The sequence below is a fragment of the Amycolatopsis sp. TNS106 genome (assembly GCF_019330265.1).
Taxonomy (GTDB): domain Bacteria; phylum Actinomycetota; class Actinomycetes; order Mycobacteriales; family Pseudonocardiaceae; genus Amycolatopsis; species Amycolatopsis lurida.
Window position 1 is genome coordinate 5,599,083 of record NZ_CP024972.1, and the last position, 18,339, is coordinate 5,617,421.

Consider the following 18,339-nt stretch of genomic DNA (forward strand, 5'->3'; position numbering starts at 1 on the left):
CTGATCCGAGATCCCACTCGACCCAATATCCAGGCAGGCAGGGACCGGGGCAACCGGAACGGAAAGTACCGCTCACACATCCGGGGGATGCCTAACGGCTGAATCGTCTTGAATCTCTTGAACAAGTATTGGCGCGCTTCTAACGTTACCGCCGTTGCACCGAATGGAGTATCCGCAGCGCAGCAGAGCAGGTAAACGCTTCGACCGGATGACGGAGGCGGTCAGGATGGCGGACACACGCAGGCTCCCGGGGCCCAACGCGGATGTATGGGACTGGCAGCTCGAAGGGTCGTGCCGAGGCATGGACAGCGCGTCCTTCTTTCACCCTGACGGCGAGCGCGGGCCGGCCAGAGCCCGTCGCGAGGCGAGGGCCAAAGCCGTGTGCCTGGCCTGCCCGGTACTGGCCATGTGCCGGAACCACGCGCTCGCCGTGCACGAGCCGTACGGGATCTGGGGCGGGCTGTCGGAATCGGAACGCGAGCACATCATCAAGGCGGACAAGCGCCAATTGAGCATGTCGAACGGCTGATCCGGCCGAGTCGGCGACGCGGAAGGGCGGCATCCGGGTGGGGTGCCGCCCTTCCGCGTCTCCGGCCCCGGATCGCGATTAGGGGGCTGAACGCAGGTCGGTGCGGCCGTGGGCACGCGCGCGACCCGGATCGCGTTTAGCCCGCTAAACGCAGGTCGCCCCTCCCCTACATCCGGATCGCGGTTAGCCCGCGAAACGCAGGTCCGTGCCGGGCACCCGCAGATCGCGATTAGGGGGCTAAACGCAGGTCGGCGGTCGGCACGAAAACGGGGCGGCACTCCGGCTGGAGTACCGCCCCGCTTCAGGGGTGGAACTAGTGCGCGTGGCCGTGACCGGCCGCGGCGGGCTCCTCCTCGGCCGGCTTCTCGACGATGGAGCTCTCCGTCGTGAGCACGAGCCGGGCGATGGAAGCGGCGTTCGCCACCGCGGACCGGGTCACCTTGACCGGGTCGACGATGCCGGCGGCCAGCAGGTCGGTGAGCTCACCGGTGGCGGCGTTGAAGCCGTGCCCCCAGCTCTGCTCCTGGACCTTGTTCACGATGACCGCGCCCTCGTGGCCAGCGTTGGTCGCGATCCAGAACAGCGGGGCGGACAGCGCGTCGCGGACGATGCGGACACCGGTCGCTTCGTCGCCCTCGAGGCCGAGGCCGCCGTCGAGCTCCTTGACCGCGTGCACCAGCGCCGAGCCACCGCCGGGCAGGATGCCCTCTTCGACGGCCGCCTTGGTCGAAGCCACGGCGTCCTCGATGCGGTGCTTGCGCTCGTTCAGCTCGGTCTCGGTGGCCGCGCCGACCTTGATCACGGCGACACCGCCGCCGAGCTTCGCCAGCCGCTCCTGCAGCTTCTCGCGGTCCCAGTCGGAGTCGGTGTTCTCGATCTCCTTGCGGATCTGCGCGACGCGCGCGGCGATGTCGTCCTTGGTGCCGGCACCGTCGACGAGCGTGGTGTCGTCCTTGGTGACGACGATCCGACGCGCGTTGCCCAGCTGGGCCAGCGTGGTCTCGGACAGCTTGTGCCCGATCTCGGCCGAGATGACCTCGCCGCCGGTGACGACCGCGAGGTCGTCCAGGAACGCCTTGCGGCGGTCGCCGAAGAACGGCGCCTTGACCGCGACGGCAGTGATCGTCTTGCGCAGCGAGTTCACGACGAGGGTCGACAGCGCTTCACCGTCGACGTCCTCGGCGATGATCAGCAGCGGCTTCTTGGCCTCGACGACCTTCTCCAGCACCGGGAGCAGGTCGGCCAGCGCCGAGATCTTCTCGCGGACCAGCAGGATGTAGGCGTCCTCGAGGATCGCCTTCTGCTCCTCCGGGTTGGTCGCGAAGTGCGCCGACAGGAAACCCTTGTCGAACTGCACACCCTCGGTGATCACGAGCTCGGTCGCCAGCGTGGACGACTCCTCGATCGTGATGACACCGTCTTCGCCGACCCGCTCGACGGCCTCGCCGAGCAGGGCGCCGATGGCCGCGTCACGCGAGGTGACGGTGCCGACCTGGGCGATGTTGTCGCGACCCTTGACCGGGGTCGCCTTCTCCTTGAGGACCGCGATGACCTTCTCCGCGGCGGCCTCGATGCCGCGGCCGACGGCGGTCGGGTTGGCGCCGGCGGCGACGTTGCGCAGGCCGACCTTCACCAGCGACTGCGCGAGCACGGTCGCGGTCGTGGTGCCGTCACCGGCGACGTCGTTGGTCTTGGTGGCGACGCTCTTGGCGAGCTGGGCGCCGAGGTTCTCGAACGGGTCGTCGAGCTCGATCTCACGAGCGACGGTGACGCCGTCGAGGGTGATGGTCGGGCCACCGAACTTCTTGTCGAGCACGACGTGGCGACCGCGCGGGCCGAGGGTGACCTTGACCGCGTCGGCGAGCTTGTTCACCCCGCGCTCGAGCGCGCGACGAGCGTCCTCGTCGAAACTGATCTGCTTGGGCATGGCCTGTTCCGCTTACCTTCCAGTTCTAAAGCACGGAAAACACGAACGCCCCGTCCCCCGGCAATGCGGGGCCCGGGGCGTCATGCGCTGAGAGCGGACGTCAGTTGATGACGGCCAGCACGTCGCGAGCGGAAAGGATCAAGTAGTCCTCACCGTTGTACTTCACTTCGGTGCCGCCGTACTTGGAGTAGATGACGACGTCGCCGACAGCCACGTCCAGCGGAACGCGGTTGCCCTTGTCGTCGATGCGGCCCGGGCCCACGGCCAGAACCTTGCCCTCCTGGGGCTTCTCCTTGGCGGTGTCGGGGATGACGAGGCCGGAAGCGGTCGTCTCCTCGGCCTCACTCGTCTGGACAACGATCTTGTCCTCGAGCGGCTTGATGTTCACGCTCACCGGGTTGACCTCCACGGTCGTCGAAAGCGTTGGCAGGATGAGTTACGGCTCCTACCACCCCCGCCGTCGCGGGTGCCGGGGCGTGTTCGGGCCGTGCAATTAGCACTCTAGCCATGTGAGTGCCAGCTTCGCAAGGAGGGTCCGCTCACCCCGGGAAAACTCGGTCCCCGAGCCCCTGACCGGCCGTTTTGTTCCGCCCGGTACCACCGGATCGCGATTAGGGGGCTAAACGCAAGTCCGCGACGTCGGTCACCAGGGCATCGGGGTCGAGGGCCGCGAGGGCCCTGCGCTTCGATGGCGTCTTCGCCAGAGCGATCGAAGCGACGCCGGCGGCGCGAGCGGCCAGGATGTCCGCGGCCGAGTCGCCGACCATGACGCACTGCCCCGGCGACGTGCCGAGAGCCGTCACCGCTGCGTCGAGGAGCGCCGGCTGTGGCTTCAGCAGCGCCGGATCGCTCGTCGCCCGCGCGCTGATCCCGCGAATGTGCTCGGCGAGTTCGTGCAACCCCAGGAAGGCCCGGATCGCGTCGACGGAGTTGTTGCTGACGATCGTCACCGTGAACCCCTGCGCACGCCAGTCGCGCAGCACTTCCGCGATACCGGGAGCCGGCGAGGTCAGGGCCACGGCCTCCCCCTCGAAGCGGTTGAGTTGCCGCTCGACGGCATGGGCGGCGTTCGGCCCGCACGAGGCCGCGTACCGGAGCACGTCGAATGGATCGGCCGAGTCGAGCACCTCGGGCTCGATGAGCCGTTTGAGCCTGTCCGCGACCTCGCTCGCCGGCAGCCTGGCGAACACGTCGCACACCGGCCCGTCGAAGTCGAGGAAGACGTGGTCCTTCTCCTGCAAAAGCTCCCTCACCCCAGCCATACCCCCACCTTGCCACCGACCTGCGTTCAGCCCCCTAATCGCGATCTGGAGGGACCTTACGAACGAAGCCGGTTTCTGGTTAGGTTCCGACCATTGGGGTCGGTCCTGTTCAGCAGACCTAGTCACTGGGGGTATACGCCCATGCCGCGTCCCTTCCGTCCCGTAACCCTCGAGCCGCTCCGGCGCCGGTCCAAACGGACCGCCGGACTCGCGGCCCTCGCCCTCGCAGCCGGCCTCCTCGCCGCTGTCCCCGCCGAAGCCGCCCCTGCGGACCAGCAGCGTCAGCGGGACTTCGCGGCCGCCGCGCGGGAATTCGGCGTCCCGGAGAACGTCCTGCTCGGCGTCTCGTTCCTGGAGTCGCGCTGGAATTTCAATGCCGGCACCCCGAGCACGTCCGCCGGGTACGGCCCGATGCACCTGACCGATCTGCGTGAGGCGGGCACGGGCACGCATCACGACGAAGGCGAGGAGGACCCGCGCGGCGACGACGCCCGCCCGGCGAAACTCCCTGCGCCCCCGGCGCCGAAGCCGCCCCCGCCCGGCCTCCAGACCATCGACGAGGCGGCCGCGCTGATCGGTCAGGACGTCGCGACGCTGCGCACGAACACCACCCAGAACATCCGTGGCGGCGCCGCCCTCCTGGCGAAGTACCAGCGCGAGACCGGCGACTGGCGGGCCGCCGTCGCGCGCTACAGCGGCGCGAAGGACGCGGAGGGAGCGCAGTCCTTCGCCGACGAAGTCTTCGACACCATCTCGAAGGGCGTCAGCCGCAGGACCGACGACGGTCAGAACGTCACCCTCGCCGCGTCACCGGTGAGCCCGGCGCGCACCCAGGCCGAAGCCCCGAAGACGGAGTGCCCGAAGAAGGTCTCGTGCCTTTCGGTCCCGGCGCCGTACCAGGAGTTGCCGGACAACGACTACGGCAACCACGACAAGGCGGACCGGCCGAAGAGCCAGAAGGTCGAATACATCATCATCCACGACACCGAGGGCTACTGGGACACGGCGATGGACCTTGTCACCGACCCGACGTACGTGAGCTGGCACTACACGATCCGCTCGGCCGACGGCCAGATCGCGCAGCACGTGCCGACCAAGGACGTCGCGTGGCACGCGGGCAACTGGTACGTCAACGCGAAGTCCGTCGGCATCGAGCACGAGGGCTTCGCCGCGAAGGGCACTTGGTACACGGAGGCGATGTACCGCACCTCCGCGAAGCTCGTCGGCTACCTCGCGCGGAAGTACGACATCCCGCTCGACCGCGCGCACATCCTCGGCCACGACAACGTTCCCGGCACGCTCCCCTCGACGATCCGGGGCATGCACTGGGATCCGGGCCCGTACTGGGACTGGGCGCACTACTTCGAGCTGATGGGCGCGCCGCTTTCCGGCTTCGGCCGTCCGGGCTCACCGCTGGTGACCATCACCCCCGACTTCGCCACGAACCAGCCCGCGTTCACCGGGTGCGAGGCCGCCGGAAAGCCTTGTCCGGCAAGGGGTTCCGGTTCCGTCGTCCTGCGCAGCGAGCCGAACGACTCGGCGCCGTTGCTCAAGGACATCGGCCTGCGCCCGGACGGTTCGGCGAGCACGATGGCCGTTTCCGACATCGGCAGCCGGGCGGAGACCGGCCAGCGGTACGTGGTCGCCGAGCGGCGTGACGGCTGGACGGCGATCTGGTACCTCGGCCAGAAGGGCTGGTTCCGCGACCAGCGCACGACGAGCCCGGCGTTCGGCCTGGTCGTCACCCCGAAGCCGGGTCTGGCGACCGTGCCGGTGTTCGGGCGCGCGTATCCCGAAGCCGAGGCCTACCCGGCGAACGTGCCGGTGCAGCAGGTGATCCCGCTGCCGTACACGTTCTCGGCGGGGCAGCGGTACTCGCTCGGCAACGTCCTCGGTTCCGAGTACTACTCGGCGACGACGTTCGACCCGGCGAACCACGTGGTCGTCAAGGGCAAGACGAAGTACGTGCAGATCCAGTTCGGACACCGCATCGCCTTCGTGAAGGCGGACGACGTCCGGATCCTGCCCGCGCTCTGAAACCGTCCCCGGGGTCAGGAGTCCAGCGCGACCTTGACCCCGGGGGCGTGCTCGGTGTTCCGCCGCGTCTTCGACCAGCCGTTGCGGCCGCGCACCAGCCGGAACAGCGCCCGCCACGACGTGATGTAGAACGTGTAGATGTACAGCGCGTAGGCGAAGCCCATCCCCAGTCCACGTAGGACATTGCGGCTCTTCAAGCATTTGAACTGGTAGATCGGGCCCCAGACGATGAACGGCAGCAGCCCGAACGAGCCGTAGATGGCGAACAGGATCCACGCGCCGTCGTCGGCGAACCAGGTCCAGACCTGCGCCGGATCGCCCGCGGTGCTGAAGAGCAGCAGGATGAACGGGATCGGGTACAGCAGCGAGCCGAGCAGCTGCATCCACGGCTGCGCGAGGTAGTACATCATCTCCGCCGCGCCCAGCGTGCTCACATGCGGTGAATCCCAGATCCGCCGGAGATACCGCGAACACTGCATCGTGCCCTGGCCCCAGCGCGTGCGCTGCACGAGGAATCGCCGCAGGCTGTACAACCCTTCCTGCTTCACATGGGAATCCGGGGTGTAGCCGGTCCGCCAGCCCGCGGTCAGCAGGTGCACGCCGAGTTCGAAATCCTCCAGCAGCGAACCACGCCACGGCTGTTCGTCCGGCCCGGCGATCGAGTCCAATGCGGACAGCCGGGTGAACTGACCGTTGCCGCCCATGGAGATCGTGCCGGTGAAGCCGCGCGAGGTCTGGATGGCCGCGATGGCCGTGCGGAACTCGAGATCCTGCATCTGGGCCAGCTTCAGCCCGAAGGCGCGCGAAAACCAGTTCTTCCCCGGCGGGCGGGTGCCGGCGTTGCCCATCCAGACGTCGAGCTGGACGGCACCGATCGTCTCGTCGCCGAAGAGATGGTCCGCCGCGCACACCTCGAGGCAGTTCTCCGCCGGCCGCCCGTCCGCGTCGACGACCACGACGACCACGTCGTCCCGGCTCGCGTCCGGTCCCATCCAGTCGTTGAGCGCCTGATAGGCCGCGTTGAGCGCGTCCCCCTTGCCCGTCCGCGCCTCCGGACGGCGCCGGGGAACGAGATGCAGGTACGGGTCGTAGCCGCCGTTGCGGCGCCAGATCGACCTCACCACCCGCGCCGTGCGGTCCTCGGAGTCGTCGTCGACGACCCAGACGTGCGCGTGCCGGAACGTCGACCGCAGGTACCGCACGGTTTCCCGGATGACGGTCTGTTCGTCCCGGCACGGAACGAAGAAGTGCCAAGTGAAGTCGGCGGCGTCACCGACGGGCGCGGGCTTGCGCCGCAGGTACGGCACGACGATCACGACCACGTACACGATGAACGCCACGCTCATCGTGAGCGCGAACGCCTGCGTGATCGCCAGAAGGATCTTGATCGAGCCGCCGCCCATCAGGCGGCCACGCGTTCGGCACGGGGCTTGCGGGTGCTCAGCCAGACGAACAGCACGAGGGCGACCGCGCCGCCGAGGACGCTGACCATCGAACCGAGCAGGGTGTGACCCCAGTAATAACCTTCGTCGATACCCATCACGTTCACGAGGCCGACGATGGCCAAAACCCTCATCTGATTGACAAGAATGACGACGATCGCGGAAATCGCCAACGAAGTGAACAGCCTCTTCGCATTTCTCGGACGGAAATACAACATGACGGCGGTCACCAGCAACAGGGGCAGCAACATGAATGCCGACGAGCATTCCGGAGTCATTCTTAACCCGAGTGGAGTATCGCCCGACAACCCAAAGTAGACAGTCTCGCGTTCACCGGCGACGAAGACACCCGATGTGGTGATAACCCTCAGTATCAGACCGGAGAGCTGGACTTCGAAAACCCGGTACAGGCGTTCGGCCAGCACCAAGCCGACCGCGACGGCGAGCACCGCCAGCACCGCCATACGCAGCGGAAACCGGCTGGAACTCGGCAAAGGAGCGCTCGCAACGGCCACGATGACCCTCTCAGGAAAGACGCAGCAGACGACGGGACACGTCGAAGCGGACAGGGGACCTCGCCGACGAGAGTAAGTCAGTGAGAACCGGCCCTTTCGACCGGGGTTCGCCTTTTCAACGTGATCATGGGCCCTTTCGGCACGATCGTGGAGAAACTGACTAGGCCGAAAGAGTGACATCATCGGCGACCTGCGGGAAATGTCCGCAAAGACCACCCGATCCGGTGATCCTCGCAATTTCCTGTGCAATTTAAGAAACACTCGGCGATAGACGATCCGCGAGCCGAGTCAGGCCAGCTGAGGATTCGTCCGCGACGGTTGTGCCCTCGTGCCGACCGCAGATCCAGAGAAACTCCCCACGAATCAATTCGGAGGACCAGTTGAAGAACACGCACCTCTTGCGACGAGGTGGACTGCTCGCCGCTGTGGTGGCGAGCGTGGCCATCGCCGGCGCGGCGCCCGCCTCGGCGGCCCCCGGTGACGGCTCCGCGTACGGCGTCAAGGTCGATGTGAAGCTCCTCGGCCTCGACGCGGTGAAAGCCGGGCCGCTCGCCGAAGCGAAGACCTCCGGGCCGACCGCCAACAGCCTCGCGAAGGTCGACCTCACCGGCGTGCTCACCGCGGGCGCGATCAACACCGAAGCCAAGCGAGACGACAACTCCGGTGCCGTGACCGCCAAGGCCAGCACCGCCGATGTCGGCTTGCCGCTGCTGAAGAGCGCACTCGGCACGGTCGGCGTCAAGGTCGTCGAAGCCACCTGCACCGCGACCCAGAAGGGTGTGCAGGGTGCGACGAACCTGGTCGACGCGAAACTCGGCAGCGCGGGCGCGGTCGACGCCACGCCCGCTCCGAACACGCAGATCAAGGTCGGCCTCGGCACCGTCAACGTCGCGACGATCATCCTGAACGAACAGATCAAGAACAGCGACGGCAGCCTCACGGTCAACGCCATCCACGTGAAGCTGCTCGGCGAGGCCCTCACCCCGCTCGGTTCCGGCGACGTGATCGTCTCGTCGGCCACCTGCGGGCCCGCCGGCCTGCCCGTGCCGCTCGCTTCGGGCGCGGGGCTGTGGATCGGTCTCGGCCTGCTCGGTGCCGTCGCCATCCCGGTCGGTATCCGCGTCGTCCGCAACCGGCGTCCGGCGACCACCGCCTGACCAGGGTGAAGTGAGGTCGAAATGTACAAGTTGCCTGGCGCCGGAGTCGGCGTCGCCGGTGGCGGGGTGGGTGCCCTCGCCGCCACCGGGGCCGATGTCGGCTGGTGGCTGGCCGTCGGGGTGATCCTGCTGGTTCTCGGAACCATCGCGGTCATCGCGGGCTACCGCCGCACGAAACGGCTCGGCGAGATGGGGAGCTGACACTCCCCCGGACGAAACGGCCGCCGGCGTGGGCCCCTCGCACGCCGGCGGCCATCACCCGCGTTGTGCGGGACACTCGAAACGTGGATGAGGAGCGCGAACGCGTGGACGTGATGTTGCTGGCCGGAACGCGGCCGGAGGCGGTCAAACTCGCGCCGCTGGCGTTGGCGCTGGCGGAGCACCCGCACCTACGGCCCTTCGTCGTCCACAGCGGACAGCATCAGGGCATGGTCGAACAGGCGCTGATCCCGTTCGGACTGCCGGTCGACGCCTGGCTGGACACCCCGCCCAGGGCCACCGGCACCCAGGCGGAACTCGTTTCCGGGCTGCTGCCCGCGCTCGACGAAATGCTGCGGCGCGTCGCCCCGGCCGCGGTCGTCGTCCAGGGCGACACGACCACGGGACTGGCCGGCGCGCTCGCCGCGTTCTGGCGGGGCATCCCGGTCGTGCATCTCGAGGCGGGCCTGCGCACGCACGACCTGGCCGCACCGTTCCCCGAAGAGGGGACGCGGCAGATGATCTCGCGCATCGCCGCCCTGCATCTCGCGCCGACACCGGCCGCCGCGGCCGCGCTGCGCACGGAAGGTGTTCCGCGCCAACGGATCGCGGTCACCGGCAATACCGTCGTCGACGCCGTGATCGCGATCGCCGAGCGGGATCTCCCGGCGCGGGACACCGCGCTCGCCTTGCTGGAGATGGAGATCACCGAGGCAGGCGAGCGCCTCGTCCTCGTGACGTCGCATCGGCGCGAGTCCTGGGGCGAGCCGCTGAGCCGCACGCTCGCGGCCATCGAACTGATCGTGGCGGAGCACAGCGATGTCCAAGTGCTGTTCCCGGTGCATCCGAATCCGGCCGTGCGGGACCAGGTGACGGCCGCGCTCGGCGGGACCCCGCGGGTGACGATCACGGAGCCGCTCGAATATCCCGACCTCGTACGCGCGCTGCGGCTCGCCGAGCTCGTCCTGACCGATTCCGGTGGTATTCAAGAGGAAGCGCCGACTTTCGGCACGCCCGTCCTCGTGCTCCGCGACGTCACCGAACGACGCGAAGCCATCGAGGCGGGCTGCGCCTGGCTGGTCGGGACGGACACCGGCCTCATCGCGGACACCGCGGCGAAGGTCCTGCGTGGCGACCTTCATCCGACACACGCCGGAAACCCTTACGGCGACGGCAATGCCGCCACGTTGTCGGTGACCGCGCTGGAGGAACTGCTCAACCTCGCCCCGGCGCCGCGCACCACCGCCGAATCGCGTTAGATCGAAACGATCTGCACCGGCAGTGCCGGATTCGCGGAGAAATCGAGCGACGCCCGCGGCCGTCCGGCGGCGACCACGTGCGCGCCGAGCGCGGCGATCATCGCGCCGTTGTCCGTGCACAGCCGCGGCCGCGGAACCCGCAGGGTGATCCCGGCTTCGGCGCAGCGCTCGGCGGCGAGTTCGGACAGCCGCGAATTCGCCGCCACACCACCGGAAATGACCAGCGTGTCCACGCCGTGTTCCTTGGCGGCGCGGATGGCCTTCATGGTGAGAACGTCGGCGACGGCCTCCTGGAACGACGCGGCGACATCGTCGACGGGGATGTCCTCGCCCCGGCGCTCGGCGCCTTCGACCCAGCGCGCGACGGCGGTTTTCAGGCCGGAGAAGGAGAAGTCGAACTTGGCGTCGCGCGGCCCGGTCATCCCCCTGGGGAACGCGATGGCCGCGCCGTCACCGTTCTTGGCCGCCTTGTCGATGGGCGGGCCGCCGGGATACGGCAGGCCGAGCACGCGGGCGACCTTGTCGTAGGCCTCGCCCGCCGCGTCGTCCACAGTGGACCCGAGTTCGGTGATCTCGGACGCGATGTCGTCCACCAGCAGCAATTGCGTGTGCCCGCCCGAAACGAGCAGGGCGAGGCAGCGGTCAGGCAGCGGGCCGTGCTGAAGCGTGTCGACGGCGATGTGCCCGGCCAAGTGGTTGACGCCGTAGAGCGGGATGTCGAGCGCGGCGGCGTAGGCCTTGGCCGCGGCGACGCCGACCAGGAGCGCACCGGCGAGACCGGGTCCGGCGGTGACCGCGATGGCGTCCACATCGGACAGTTTGAGCCGGGCCTTCTCGAACGCCCGCTCGACCGTCGGGACCATCGCCTCCAGGTGCGCGCGGCTGGCGACCTCGGGCACGACGCCGCCGAAGCGGGCGTGCTGGTCGACGCTGGAGGCGACCTCGTCGGCGAGGAGTTCGACCGTGTTGTCGTCGTGCAGGCGGACGAGGCCGACACCGGTCTCGTCGCACGAACTCTCGATGCCCATGATGATGCGCGGCATCAGCCCGCCACCTCGTCTCGGACCTGGGCCCGCGGGCGGGCCATCGTGTAGGCGTCGGCACCGGAGGGCTGGTAGTAGCGCTTCCGGAGGCCGATACGTTCGAAACCGTGTCGCTCGTAGAGCGTGATCGCCGCGTCGTTGTCGGTGCGGACTTCGAGGAAGACCGGTGCGGCGAGTTCGTCCGCGCGGTCGAGGAGCGCCTTCAGCAGCGTGGTGCCGATACCCTTGCGCTGGTGGCCGGGGTCGACGCCGATCGTGTGAATGCTCGCCTCGTAGTCGCCGCGGCGGCCGACGACGGCGAGTCCGGCGTAACCGATGACCTCGTCGCTTTCCTCCGGACGGGCGACCAGGTAGTAGCCGCCGCCGTCGAGTTCGGCATGGAAGGCGTAGGCGCTCCACGGCGAATCGCCGGGGAAGAGGATCTTCTCTATCTCGACACAGCGGGGAATATCCTTGCGGCGTAAGGGTTCCAGCCTCACGGCGCGGTCACCTTCTTGCGCGCGGCCGGTTCGACGGCGTCCGGGCGGCGGAGATACAGCGGGGTGAGCGGGGCGGGCTCGCTTCCGAAGCTCTCGCGAGCGGCCTTGACCAGTCCGAGGGGTGACGGAAAGCGCGGCTCGATCGGCTGGACGCCGAGGGCGTCCGCGTAGAGGAGGGCGCCGTCGCCCGCCGCGACCTTGACGGTGGTCTCGAGGTCCGCGGGGCGCTCGACGTGGGGGCCGTCGGTGCGGGAGCCGTCGGCGGCGTACGCGGCCCAGTAGACCTCGCGGCGCCTCGCGTCGGTGAGGACGAGGAAGGACGCTTCGCCGGGGGCGACGTCGGCTGCGATCGCGTCGAGGCTGCACACCGGGTACGCGGGGATGCCGAGGGAGTGGGCGAGCGACGCGGCAGTGGCCATGCCGGCGCGAAGGCCGGTGAAGGGGCCGGGGCCGACGCCGCAGACGATGGCGTCGAGGTCGCGAAGCGTGACGCCCGCGGCCTTGACGGCTTCAAGGGCGTGGGGCGTGATCAGCTCGCCGTGCGCGCGCGGGTCGACCGTGACGCGGTCGCCGCGCGACTCGAGGACGTCGCCGTCCAGGGCGACGAGGCCCGCGGTGACCGCCGGGGTCGAGGTGTCGATGGCCAGTACCAGCACGGTTACCCAGCCTACGACCAGCGCCCCGGAGCGCGTTTAGCGGGCTGAACGCGATCGGGTGGCGCTCCCTCTCCCCCGGCGCCGGATCGCGTTTAGCCCCCTAAACGCGATCCGCCTTGGGGCCTCCCTTCCGGTCTCGGGACCCTGCCGCCGGATCGCGATTAGGGGGCTAAAGTCGCTCCCCGCTCTCCGGACCCGCAGATCGCGATTAGGGGGCTAAACGCAGGTCGGCCCATCGTGTGAAGCAGGTCGCAGGGGTGCGGGAGGGCAGCGCGGTACGGTCCTGCGAGGGCCACGCGCCCGGCCGGCGGAATCGAGCAGGAGGTCACACGGTGCCCGATCGGTTGTTCCCCACGCTGGCGAGCGGCTCGGCCAAGGAGGCGCTCCGCTTCGGCGACATCTCCCTCACCCACGACGACGTCGCGGCCGTCGCCGGCACACTCGCCCGCGACCTCCCGAGCGGCCGCGTCGCCGTCTGGGCCACGCCGTCGGTGCACACCAGCGTCGCCATCGTCGCCGCCCTGCTCGCCGGCGTCCCCGCCATCCCGCTCAACCCGAAGATCGGCGAGCGGGAACTCGCGCACATCCTCACCGACAGCGAGCCCGTCCTCGTACTCGCCGAACCGGGCGTCGATCTGCCCGCCGGCCTGGCCGGCCTGCCGCACCGCGACATCGTCCTCGAAGGCACACCCGTCGATCTCCCCGCGGAACCGGACGCCGAAGCCCCGGCGCTGATCGTCTACACCTCCGGCACCACCGGCCCACCCAAGGGCGTCGTCCTTCCCCGGCGCGCAATTTCGACCACCCTCGACGCGCTCGAGGACGCCTGGGAATGGACCGCCGACGACGTCCTGGTCCACGGCCTACCGCTGTTCCACGTGCACGGCCTGATCCTCGGCATCCTCGGGCCGCTCCGGCGCGGCGGCTCGGTCCGGCATCTCGGTCGCTTCTCCACCGAAGGCGTCGCACGCGAACTCGCCTCCGGGGCGACGATGATGTTCGGCGTCCCGACCATGTACCACCGCATCGCGGGCGAAGTCGGTGAAGAACCGTCGCTCGCCGAAGCGCTCAGCAGCGCCCGGCTGCTCGTCTCCGGATCGGCCGCGCTGCCCGTCCACGACCACCAACGCATCGCCGCGGCGACCGGCCGGCGCGTGATCGAGCGCTACGGGATGACCGAGACCCTCATGAACACCAGCATCCGCGCCGACGGCGAGCACGTTCCCGGCACGGTCGGTGTCCCGCTGCGCGGCGTCGATCTCCGGTTCGTCGACGAAGCGGGCGAGCCCGTCGAAGAGATCGAGACCGTTGGCGAGATCCAGGTCCGCGGGCCGAACCTGTTCACCGAGTACCTCAACCGCCCCGACGCCACCGAAGCAGCCTTCGACGACGGCTGGTTCCGGACCGGCGACATGGCGACCCGCGACGCGGCCGGATACGTGAAGATCGTCGGCCGGAAGGCGACGGACCTGATCAAGAGCGGCGGGTACAAGATCGGCGCGGGTGAGATCGAGAACGCGCTCATGGAGCATCCCGGTGTCGCGGAGGTGGCGGTGACCGGCGAGCCGGACGACGACCTCGGCGAGCGCATCGTGGCCTGGGTGGTGCCCGAAGGAGAACGCCCGGCGGAGTCGGAACTCGCCGACCACGTCTCGCGCCTGTTGTCGCCGCACAAACGGCCGCGAGTGGTCCGTTACCTGGAAGCGTTGCCGCGCAACGACATGGGCAAGGTCATGAAGCGGGCGCTCGGATGAGCAGGTCCTCGGCGCGGTCCGTCATCAAGGAGATCGCGACCGGTTTCGAGGATCTCGACGTTCCGCGTTCCGACGAGCCGGGCGACGGGCCGATTGGTTGGCCGGGTTATCGCTCGGCACGCGAGGCCGCCGAAAAGCGGACCGGGGAAGACGAGTCCGTGCTGTGCGGGACCGCCAGGATCGGTGACGTCGAGGCGGTCGTGATCGCCTTCGAGTTCGGCTTCCTTGGCGGGTCGATCGGCCAGCGAACCGGTGATCGGGTCGAAGCGGCGTTCGCGCGGGCGGTGGAATCCCGGTTGCCGGTGGTGTCACTGATCGCGACCGGCGGCAGCCGCATGCAGCACGGGATGCGGGCGCTTTCGCAGTTGCAGCGCATCGCGCGGGCGGCGGCCGGAGCCCGATCGGTGCCGCGGATCTCGGTCCTGCGCGATCCGACCACGGGCGGCGGCTGGGCGACCCTCGGTGCGAGCGCCGACGTCGTTCTCGCGTTGCCCGGAGCCCAGGTCGGTTTCGCCGGGTCTCGTGTGCGGCCCGCCGGCGCACCCGCGGAGGCCTACACGGCTGAAGCGAAGCTGGCGTGGGGCCAGGTCGACCAGATCGTGGCGCCTTCGGACCTTCCCTCGGCACTGGAACGGTGGCTGCGCCTCCTGACTTCGCCGACTGCGGAAGCAGCGGAGCCGCCCGGCGCGCTCGGAACGAAGGATTTGCCCGACAGCGGATGGGACGCGGTCCAAGCCGCGCGCTCTGCCGGGCGGCCTCGGGCAGCGGAGTATCTCGACGCGTACTTCGACTGGCATGAGGAGGTCTCGGGAGACAGGTGCGGCGGAGTCGACTCCGGTGTCTTGTGCGGCTTCGGCTGGCGAAGCGGCCGAGCGATCGCGTACGCGGCGCAATGCGGGACGCCGACGCTGCCCGCAGGCTTCCGGACGGCGGCACGGCTGGTGCGGCTCGCGTCGAGGCTCGGAATCCCGGTTCTCACCCTCGTCGACACCCCGGGCGCGGCGAATGACGAGGCGGCCGAGCGGGCGGGGGCCGGCGCGGCGATCGCGGAGTTGTTCGAGGCGGTCGCGAGTGCGGCCGTGCCGATCACGACGCTGGTGATCGGGGAAGGTGGTTCCGGGGGCGCGCTCGCGTTCGCGGCGCCGGGCTCGACGTGGGTGACGCCCAACGCGTACTTCTCGGTGACGTCGCCCGAGGCGGCCGCGGCGATCCTCAAGCTGCCCACCGACGAAGTCCCCGCCCTCGCGGACCGGCTGCGGCTACGCCCCCAAGACCTGGTGGACCTGGGAATCGCGCGCTCCGTCGTCGGCCCCGCCGACCTGCGTTTAGCCCCCTAATCGCGATCCGGTGCCACAGATCGCGATTAGCCCGCTAAACGCAGGTCGGGCGTGCGGGAGGTCCAGGTGCCATGGGGCTCCAGGGTGACCATGCGGACATCGTCTTCGCGGCGCTCCAGGCGCACGACGAGGTAGTCGTCCGACAGGCGTTCGGCCGCCCCCTCGCCCCACTCGACGACCAGCGCGGACCGCTCCAGTTCGGTATCGAGGTCCAGGTCGTCCAGCTGCGAGAGATCCCCGCCGAGCCGGTACGCGTCCACGTGCACCAGAGCGACCCCAGAAGCCCCGGCCGGATGCACCCTGGCGAGCACGAACGTCGGGGAGCTGACCCGCCCGCCGACCCCGAGACCGTCCGCGATCCCACGGGTCAGCGTCGTCTTGCCCGCGCCGAGCGGCCCGGCGAGCAGCACCAGATCGCCCGCGCGCAGCGACCGTCCGAGCTCACGCCCGAACTCCATCGTCGACTCGGGAGTCGGGAAAGCGAAATTCATCAGCGTTGCCACCACCAGGTCCGCCGTTCGGAAGTCTCACCATCGGTGCCCGTGCACCGTTGCACCAAGTCGATCAGGTGACTGTTCACCAGTTCGGGTTGTTCCAGCTGCACCATGTGCCCCGCGCCGCGGACGCGCACCAGCTCCGCGTCTGGCAGCTCCGCTGCGATCCGCTCGGCGTGCGCGATGGGCGTGAACCGGTCGGAATCCCCGCCGACGACCAGCACGTGCGCGTACTTCAACCCGGCGAGCGCGGCGTACCGGTTGTGGCTGCCGAGCGTGTCGACGAAGTTGACGAGCCCGCGCACCGGCGTCACTTCGAGCATTTCCAGCATGAAGTCGACAAGTCGCGGCGAAACGTCGCGGCTGCCGAAAGCCAGCCTGCGCACGGCCTGCCGGGTCAGTTGCCCGCCTGCCGCGCGCACGAACTCGACGAGCCCCGGCTGCCAGCCTGCCAGCCCGCCGACGCCTCGCGTGAGCGGGTTGTACTTCGAGAGCAGTGATCTCGGGAGCCCTCGAGCGCCGACTTCGCCCGCCGCGGTCGCGATGAACGCGACCCCGCAGACACGGTCGTCGAACAGCTCGGGATGCTCCGCCGCGAGCTCCATGATCACCATGCCGCCCATCGAGTGCCCCATGAGCACGATGGGCCCCTCCGGCACCACCGAACGCAGGACCATGTCGAGGTCGCGCGCCAGCTGCTCGATGGTGCTGGCCTCGGCGGTCGCGGCGCCGGATTGCCCGTGCCCGCGATGGTCGAAGTACACCTGACGCACGCGCGGCAGCTTCAGTGACGCGAGGTCTCGCCGCTGGAAGTGCCAGCAGCGCTTCGACAACGCGAAACCGTGCACGCCGACGACGGTCAGCTCCGGTTCTCCTCCATCGGCCGGATCGATCTCCTCGACCGCGAGCGGCGTGCCGTCCTCCGCCGCCACTGTCGATGTCCGGTCCGGTGCGAGATCCCCCAACGGCTCGTCCACGAACGGATCCTCACTCTGCCGCCGCTGCTGTGCGGCGACGGCGATCGCCGCGGCGGTGCCGGTGGCCACCGCCCCGACTCCGCCGACTATGGCCAGCAGTCTTCGTGAAGGTGTCACGAGCCTGCCTCCAGATACGTCCGGTGGACACGCGGGCGGTACATCGAAGTCACGATCTCGTAGTCGATCGTCCCCAGCTTGTCGGCCCATTCCCGCGCCGTGGGCTCGCCAAACGCGCCCTTGCCGAAAAGGATCACTTCGCTGCCGATGGCAGGCTCGTCGTCTCCGCAGTCGACGATGAGCTGGTCCATGCAGACGCGGCCGACGACCGGCCGTCGCTTTCCGCCGAGCAGGACGTCCATCCGCCCGGACAGCGACCGCGGTACGCCGTCGGCGTACCCGACGGGAACCAGCGCGAGGGTGGTGTCGCGTTCGGCCGTCCAGCTGTGGCCGTACGAGACCGATTCGCCGGCCGGGAGCCGCTTCGTGAGCACGACCGACGACTTGAAGGTCATCGCCGGGCGCAGATCGTCGCCGGTGGGCACCGGGTTCAGCCCGTAGATCGCGATCCCGGGGCGAACGAGGTCGAAGTGCAGGTCGGGCCTGGTCAGCACGGCGGCGGAGTTCGCGATGTGCCGTATCGGGTTCAGACCGGCGGCGCGCGCGATGTCGTAGGCCTCGTCGAACCGCTTGGCCTGTGCGTCGATGGAGGGGTGGCCGGGCTCGTCGGCGCAGGCGAGGTGCGACCAGATGGCGACGACCTCGATGAGCGGCTTCGCGGCCGCCGCGGCTTTGACCAAAGCCGGCCATTCCGCAGGTGGGCAGCCGTTTCGGGACAGCCCGGTGTCGATCTTGAGGTGCACCCGACAGATCGCACTTAGCCCGCTGAAGTCGCGTGCCCGGCGAGCGCCGTCGGCCACGCGCGCCAGCTCGTCGAGGGAGCTGACGGCGACGTCGATGTCTTCGGCGACCGCGGGCGCGAAGTCGGCTTCGGGAGTGTCGAGCCAGCTGAAGAGGCGGACCCCGATCCCAGCCCGGCGCAGCGCGAGCGCCTCGCCGAGGGAGCAGGTGCCCAGCCAGGTGGCCCCACCCTCGACCGCGGCACGGGCGACCTCGAGGGCTCCGTGCCCGTAGCCGTCCGCCTTGACCACGGCCATGGTCTGGGCCGAGGGAGCGCGTGATGCGAGCAGGGCGACGTTGTGCCGGATGGCGGACAGGTCGATGACGACCTCGGCACGCGGGAAACTGGCGGTCATAACGACCACCAGTTTCCCAC

At 69.3% G+C, this 18,339-nt stretch carries 18 protein-coding genes; 7 read left to right on the forward strand and 11 right to left on the reverse strand.

Annotation, left to right across the window (positions count from 1 at the left end; translation table 11 throughout):
* The first annotated feature begins 208 nt into the window (after window positions 1-208).
* On the forward strand, window positions 209-529 hold the full coding sequence (locus CVV72_RS25235) for a WhiB family transcriptional regulator (protein ID WP_073847344.1): 321 nt from the start codon (window positions 209-211) through the stop codon (window positions 527-529).
* Between the two features lie 313 nt (window positions 530-842).
* Here CVV72_RS25235 and groL read toward each other — a convergent pair whose 3' ends face one another.
* The 3 genes from groL to CVV72_RS25250 all read right to left on the reverse strand — a co-directional run bounded on the left by groL (window position 843) and on the right by CVV72_RS25250 (window position 3,718).
* Window positions 843-2,456 carry a chaperonin GroEL gene (groL, locus tag CVV72_RS25240; protein WP_219146084.1) on the reverse strand — a complete coding sequence of 538 codons (1,614 nt, stop codon included), beginning with the start codon at window positions 2,454-2,456 and terminating at the stop codon, window positions 843-845.
* A 100-nt stretch (window positions 2,457-2,556) separates the two neighbouring features.
* Window positions 2,557-2,850 (reverse strand): co-chaperone GroES, encoded by a 294-nt coding sequence (gene groES, locus CVV72_RS25245; protein WP_009072407.1) that lies wholly within the window; start codon window positions 2,848-2,850, stop codon window positions 2,557-2,559.
* Window positions 2,851-3,067: 217 nt separating this feature from the next.
* Window positions 3,068-3,718, reverse strand: coding sequence for an HAD family hydrolase (locus tag CVV72_RS25250; RefSeq protein ID WP_219146085.1), 651 nt, complete (start codon window positions 3,716-3,718; stop codon window positions 3,068-3,070).
* A 141-nt stretch (window positions 3,719-3,859) separates the two neighbouring features.
* Here CVV72_RS25250 and CVV72_RS25255 point away from each other — a divergent pair, with 141 nt between their 5' ends.
* Complete coding sequence (locus CVV72_RS25255; protein ID WP_219146086.1) at window positions 3,860-5,755, forward strand: N-acetylmuramoyl-L-alanine amidase; 1,896 nt, start codon at window positions 3,860-3,862, stop codon at window positions 5,753-5,755.
* Between the two features lie 14 nt (window positions 5,756-5,769).
* Here the strand turns inward: CVV72_RS25255 and CVV72_RS25260 are convergent, their stop codons facing one another.
* On the reverse strand, window positions 5,770-7,158 hold the full coding sequence (locus CVV72_RS25260; RefSeq protein WP_219146087.1) for a glycosyltransferase: 1,389 nt from the start codon (window positions 7,156-7,158) through the stop codon (window positions 5,770-5,772).
* Complete coding sequence (xrtP, locus tag CVV72_RS25265; protein ID WP_219154112.1) at window positions 7,158-7,661, reverse strand: exosortase P; 504 nt, start codon at window positions 7,659-7,661, stop codon at window positions 7,158-7,160. Before xrtP ends, CVV72_RS25260 begins: the two co-directional genes overlap by 1 nt.
* A gap of 431 nt (window positions 7,662-8,092) precedes the next feature.
* Between xrtP and CVV72_RS25270 the strand changes: the two genes are divergently transcribed.
* From CVV72_RS25270 to wecB, 3 genes are all read left to right on the forward strand, one after another.
* Entirely contained in the window at window positions 8,093-8,869 is a 777-nt protein-coding gene (locus CVV72_RS25270) for a choice-of-anchor P family protein (protein WP_219146088.1), read from the forward strand.
* Between the two features lie 21 nt (window positions 8,870-8,890).
* Entirely contained in the window at window positions 8,891-9,070 is a 180-nt protein-coding gene (locus CVV72_RS25275; RefSeq protein WP_007031099.1) for an LPXTG cell wall anchor domain-containing protein, read from the forward strand.
* 104 nt (window positions 9,071-9,174) lie between these two features.
* Window positions 9,175-10,326, forward strand: a complete 1,152-nt coding sequence (gene wecB, locus CVV72_RS25280; protein WP_219154113.1) for a non-hydrolyzing UDP-N-acetylglucosamine 2-epimerase — start codon at window positions 9,175-9,177, stop codon at window positions 10,324-10,326.
* Here the strand turns inward: wecB and tsaD are convergent.
* Genes tsaD through tsaB form a run of 3 tightly spaced genes read right to left on the reverse strand, consistent with a single transcriptional unit; the run spans window position 10,323 to window position 12,504 of the window.
* Window positions 10,323-11,369: a tRNA (adenosine(37)-N6)-threonylcarbamoyltransferase complex transferase subunit TsaD gene (tsaD, locus tag CVV72_RS25285; RefSeq protein WP_219146089.1), complete on the reverse strand. Its 1,047-nt coding sequence runs from the start codon at window positions 11,367-11,369 to the stop codon at window positions 10,323-10,325. The genes wecB and tsaD overlap by 4 nt on opposite strands.
* A complete protein-coding gene (gene rimI, locus CVV72_RS25290) occupies window positions 11,369-11,848 on the reverse strand; it encodes a ribosomal protein S18-alanine N-acetyltransferase (RefSeq protein WP_034304367.1) in 480 nt (159 codons plus the stop codon). Before rimI ends, tsaD begins: the two co-directional genes overlap by 1 nt.
* Window positions 11,845-12,504, reverse strand: coding sequence for a tRNA (adenosine(37)-N6)-threonylcarbamoyltransferase complex dimerization subunit type 1 TsaB (gene tsaB, locus CVV72_RS25295; protein ID WP_219146090.1), 660 nt, complete (start codon window positions 12,502-12,504; stop codon window positions 11,845-11,847). Before tsaB ends, rimI begins: the two co-directional genes overlap by 4 nt.
* Before the next feature lie 332 nt (window positions 12,505-12,836).
* On the opposite strand from tsaB, the gene CVV72_RS25300 reads away from it, so the two are divergent.
* Both CVV72_RS25300 and CVV72_RS25305 read left to right on the forward strand, forming a co-directional pair.
* Window positions 12,837-14,258, forward strand: a complete 1,422-nt coding sequence (locus CVV72_RS25300; protein ID WP_219146091.1) for an acyl-CoA synthetase — start codon at window positions 12,837-12,839, stop codon at window positions 14,256-14,258.
* Window positions 14,255-15,595 carry a carboxyl transferase domain-containing protein gene (locus CVV72_RS25305; RefSeq protein WP_219146092.1) on the forward strand — a complete coding sequence of 447 codons (1,341 nt, stop codon included), beginning with the start codon at window positions 14,255-14,257 and terminating at the stop codon, window positions 15,593-15,595. The genes CVV72_RS25300 and CVV72_RS25305 overlap by 4 nt, the downstream gene beginning before the upstream one ends.
* Before the next feature lie 26 nt (window positions 15,596-15,621).
* Here CVV72_RS25305 and tsaE read toward each other — a convergent pair whose 3' ends face one another.
* Genes tsaE through alr form a run of 3 tightly spaced genes read right to left on the reverse strand, consistent with a single transcriptional unit; the run spans window position 15,622 to window position 18,319 of the window.
* Window positions 15,622-16,086, reverse strand: coding sequence for a tRNA (adenosine(37)-N6)-threonylcarbamoyltransferase complex ATPase subunit type 1 TsaE (tsaE, locus tag CVV72_RS25310; RefSeq protein ID WP_219146093.1), 465 nt, complete (start codon window positions 16,084-16,086; stop codon window positions 15,622-15,624).
* The gene (locus tag CVV72_RS25315; RefSeq protein ID WP_219146094.1) at window positions 16,086-17,183 is read right to left on the reverse strand and encodes an alpha/beta fold hydrolase; all 1,098 of its coding nucleotides are present in this window, start codon (window positions 17,181-17,183) and stop codon (window positions 16,086-16,088) included. Before CVV72_RS25315 ends, tsaE begins: the two co-directional genes overlap by 1 nt.
* Window positions 17,180-18,319 (reverse strand): alanine racemase, encoded by a 1,140-nt coding sequence (gene alr / locus CVV72_RS25320; protein WP_219146095.1) that lies wholly within the window; start codon window positions 18,317-18,319, stop codon window positions 17,180-17,182. Before alr ends, CVV72_RS25315 begins: the two co-directional genes overlap by 4 nt.
* Between the last annotated feature and the right edge of the window lie 20 nt (window positions 18,320-18,339).

Bases quoted from the DNA above. Each gene is read 5' to 3' on its own strand.
- CVV72_RS25250 (WP_219146085.1), bottom strand. From the start codon at position 3,718: ATGGCTGGGGTGAGGGAGCTTTTGCAGGAGAAGGACCACGTCTTCCTC.
- tsaE (WP_219146093.1), bottom strand. From the start codon at position 16,086: ATGAATTTCGCTTTCCCGACTCCCGAGTCGACGATGGAGTTCGGGCGT.
- tsaD (WP_219146089.1), bottom strand. From the start codon at position 11,369: ATGCCGCGCATCATCATGGGCATCGAGAGTTCGTGCGACGAGACCGGT.
- CVV72_RS25275 (WP_007031099.1), top strand. From the start codon at position 8,891: ATGTACAAGTTGCCTGGCGCCGGAGTCGGCGTCGCCGGTGGCGGGGTG.
- CVV72_RS25260 (WP_219146087.1), bottom strand. From the start codon at position 7,158: ATGGGCGGCGGCTCGATCAAGATCCTTCTGGCGATCACGCAGGCGTTC.
- groL (WP_219146084.1), bottom strand. From the start codon at position 2,456: ATGCCCAAGCAGATCAGTTTCGACGAGGACGCTCGTCGCGCGCTCGAG.
- alr (WP_219146095.1), bottom strand. From the start codon at position 18,319: ATGACCGCCAGTTTCCCGCGTGCCGAGGTCGTCATCGACCTGTCCGCC.
- CVV72_RS25255 (WP_219146086.1), top strand. From the start codon at position 3,860: ATGCCGCGTCCCTTCCGTCCCGTAACCCTCGAGCCGCTCCGGCGCCGG.
- CVV72_RS25305 (WP_219146092.1), top strand. From the start codon at position 14,255: ATGAGCAGGTCCTCGGCGCGGTCCGTCATCAAGGAGATCGCGACCGGT.
- xrtP (WP_219154112.1), bottom strand. From the start codon at position 7,661: ATGGCGGTGCTGGCGGTGCTCGCCGTCGCGGTCGGCTTGGTGCTGGCC.
- CVV72_RS25235 (WP_073847344.1), top strand. From the start codon at position 209: ATGACGGAGGCGGTCAGGATGGCGGACACACGCAGGCTCCCGGGGCCC.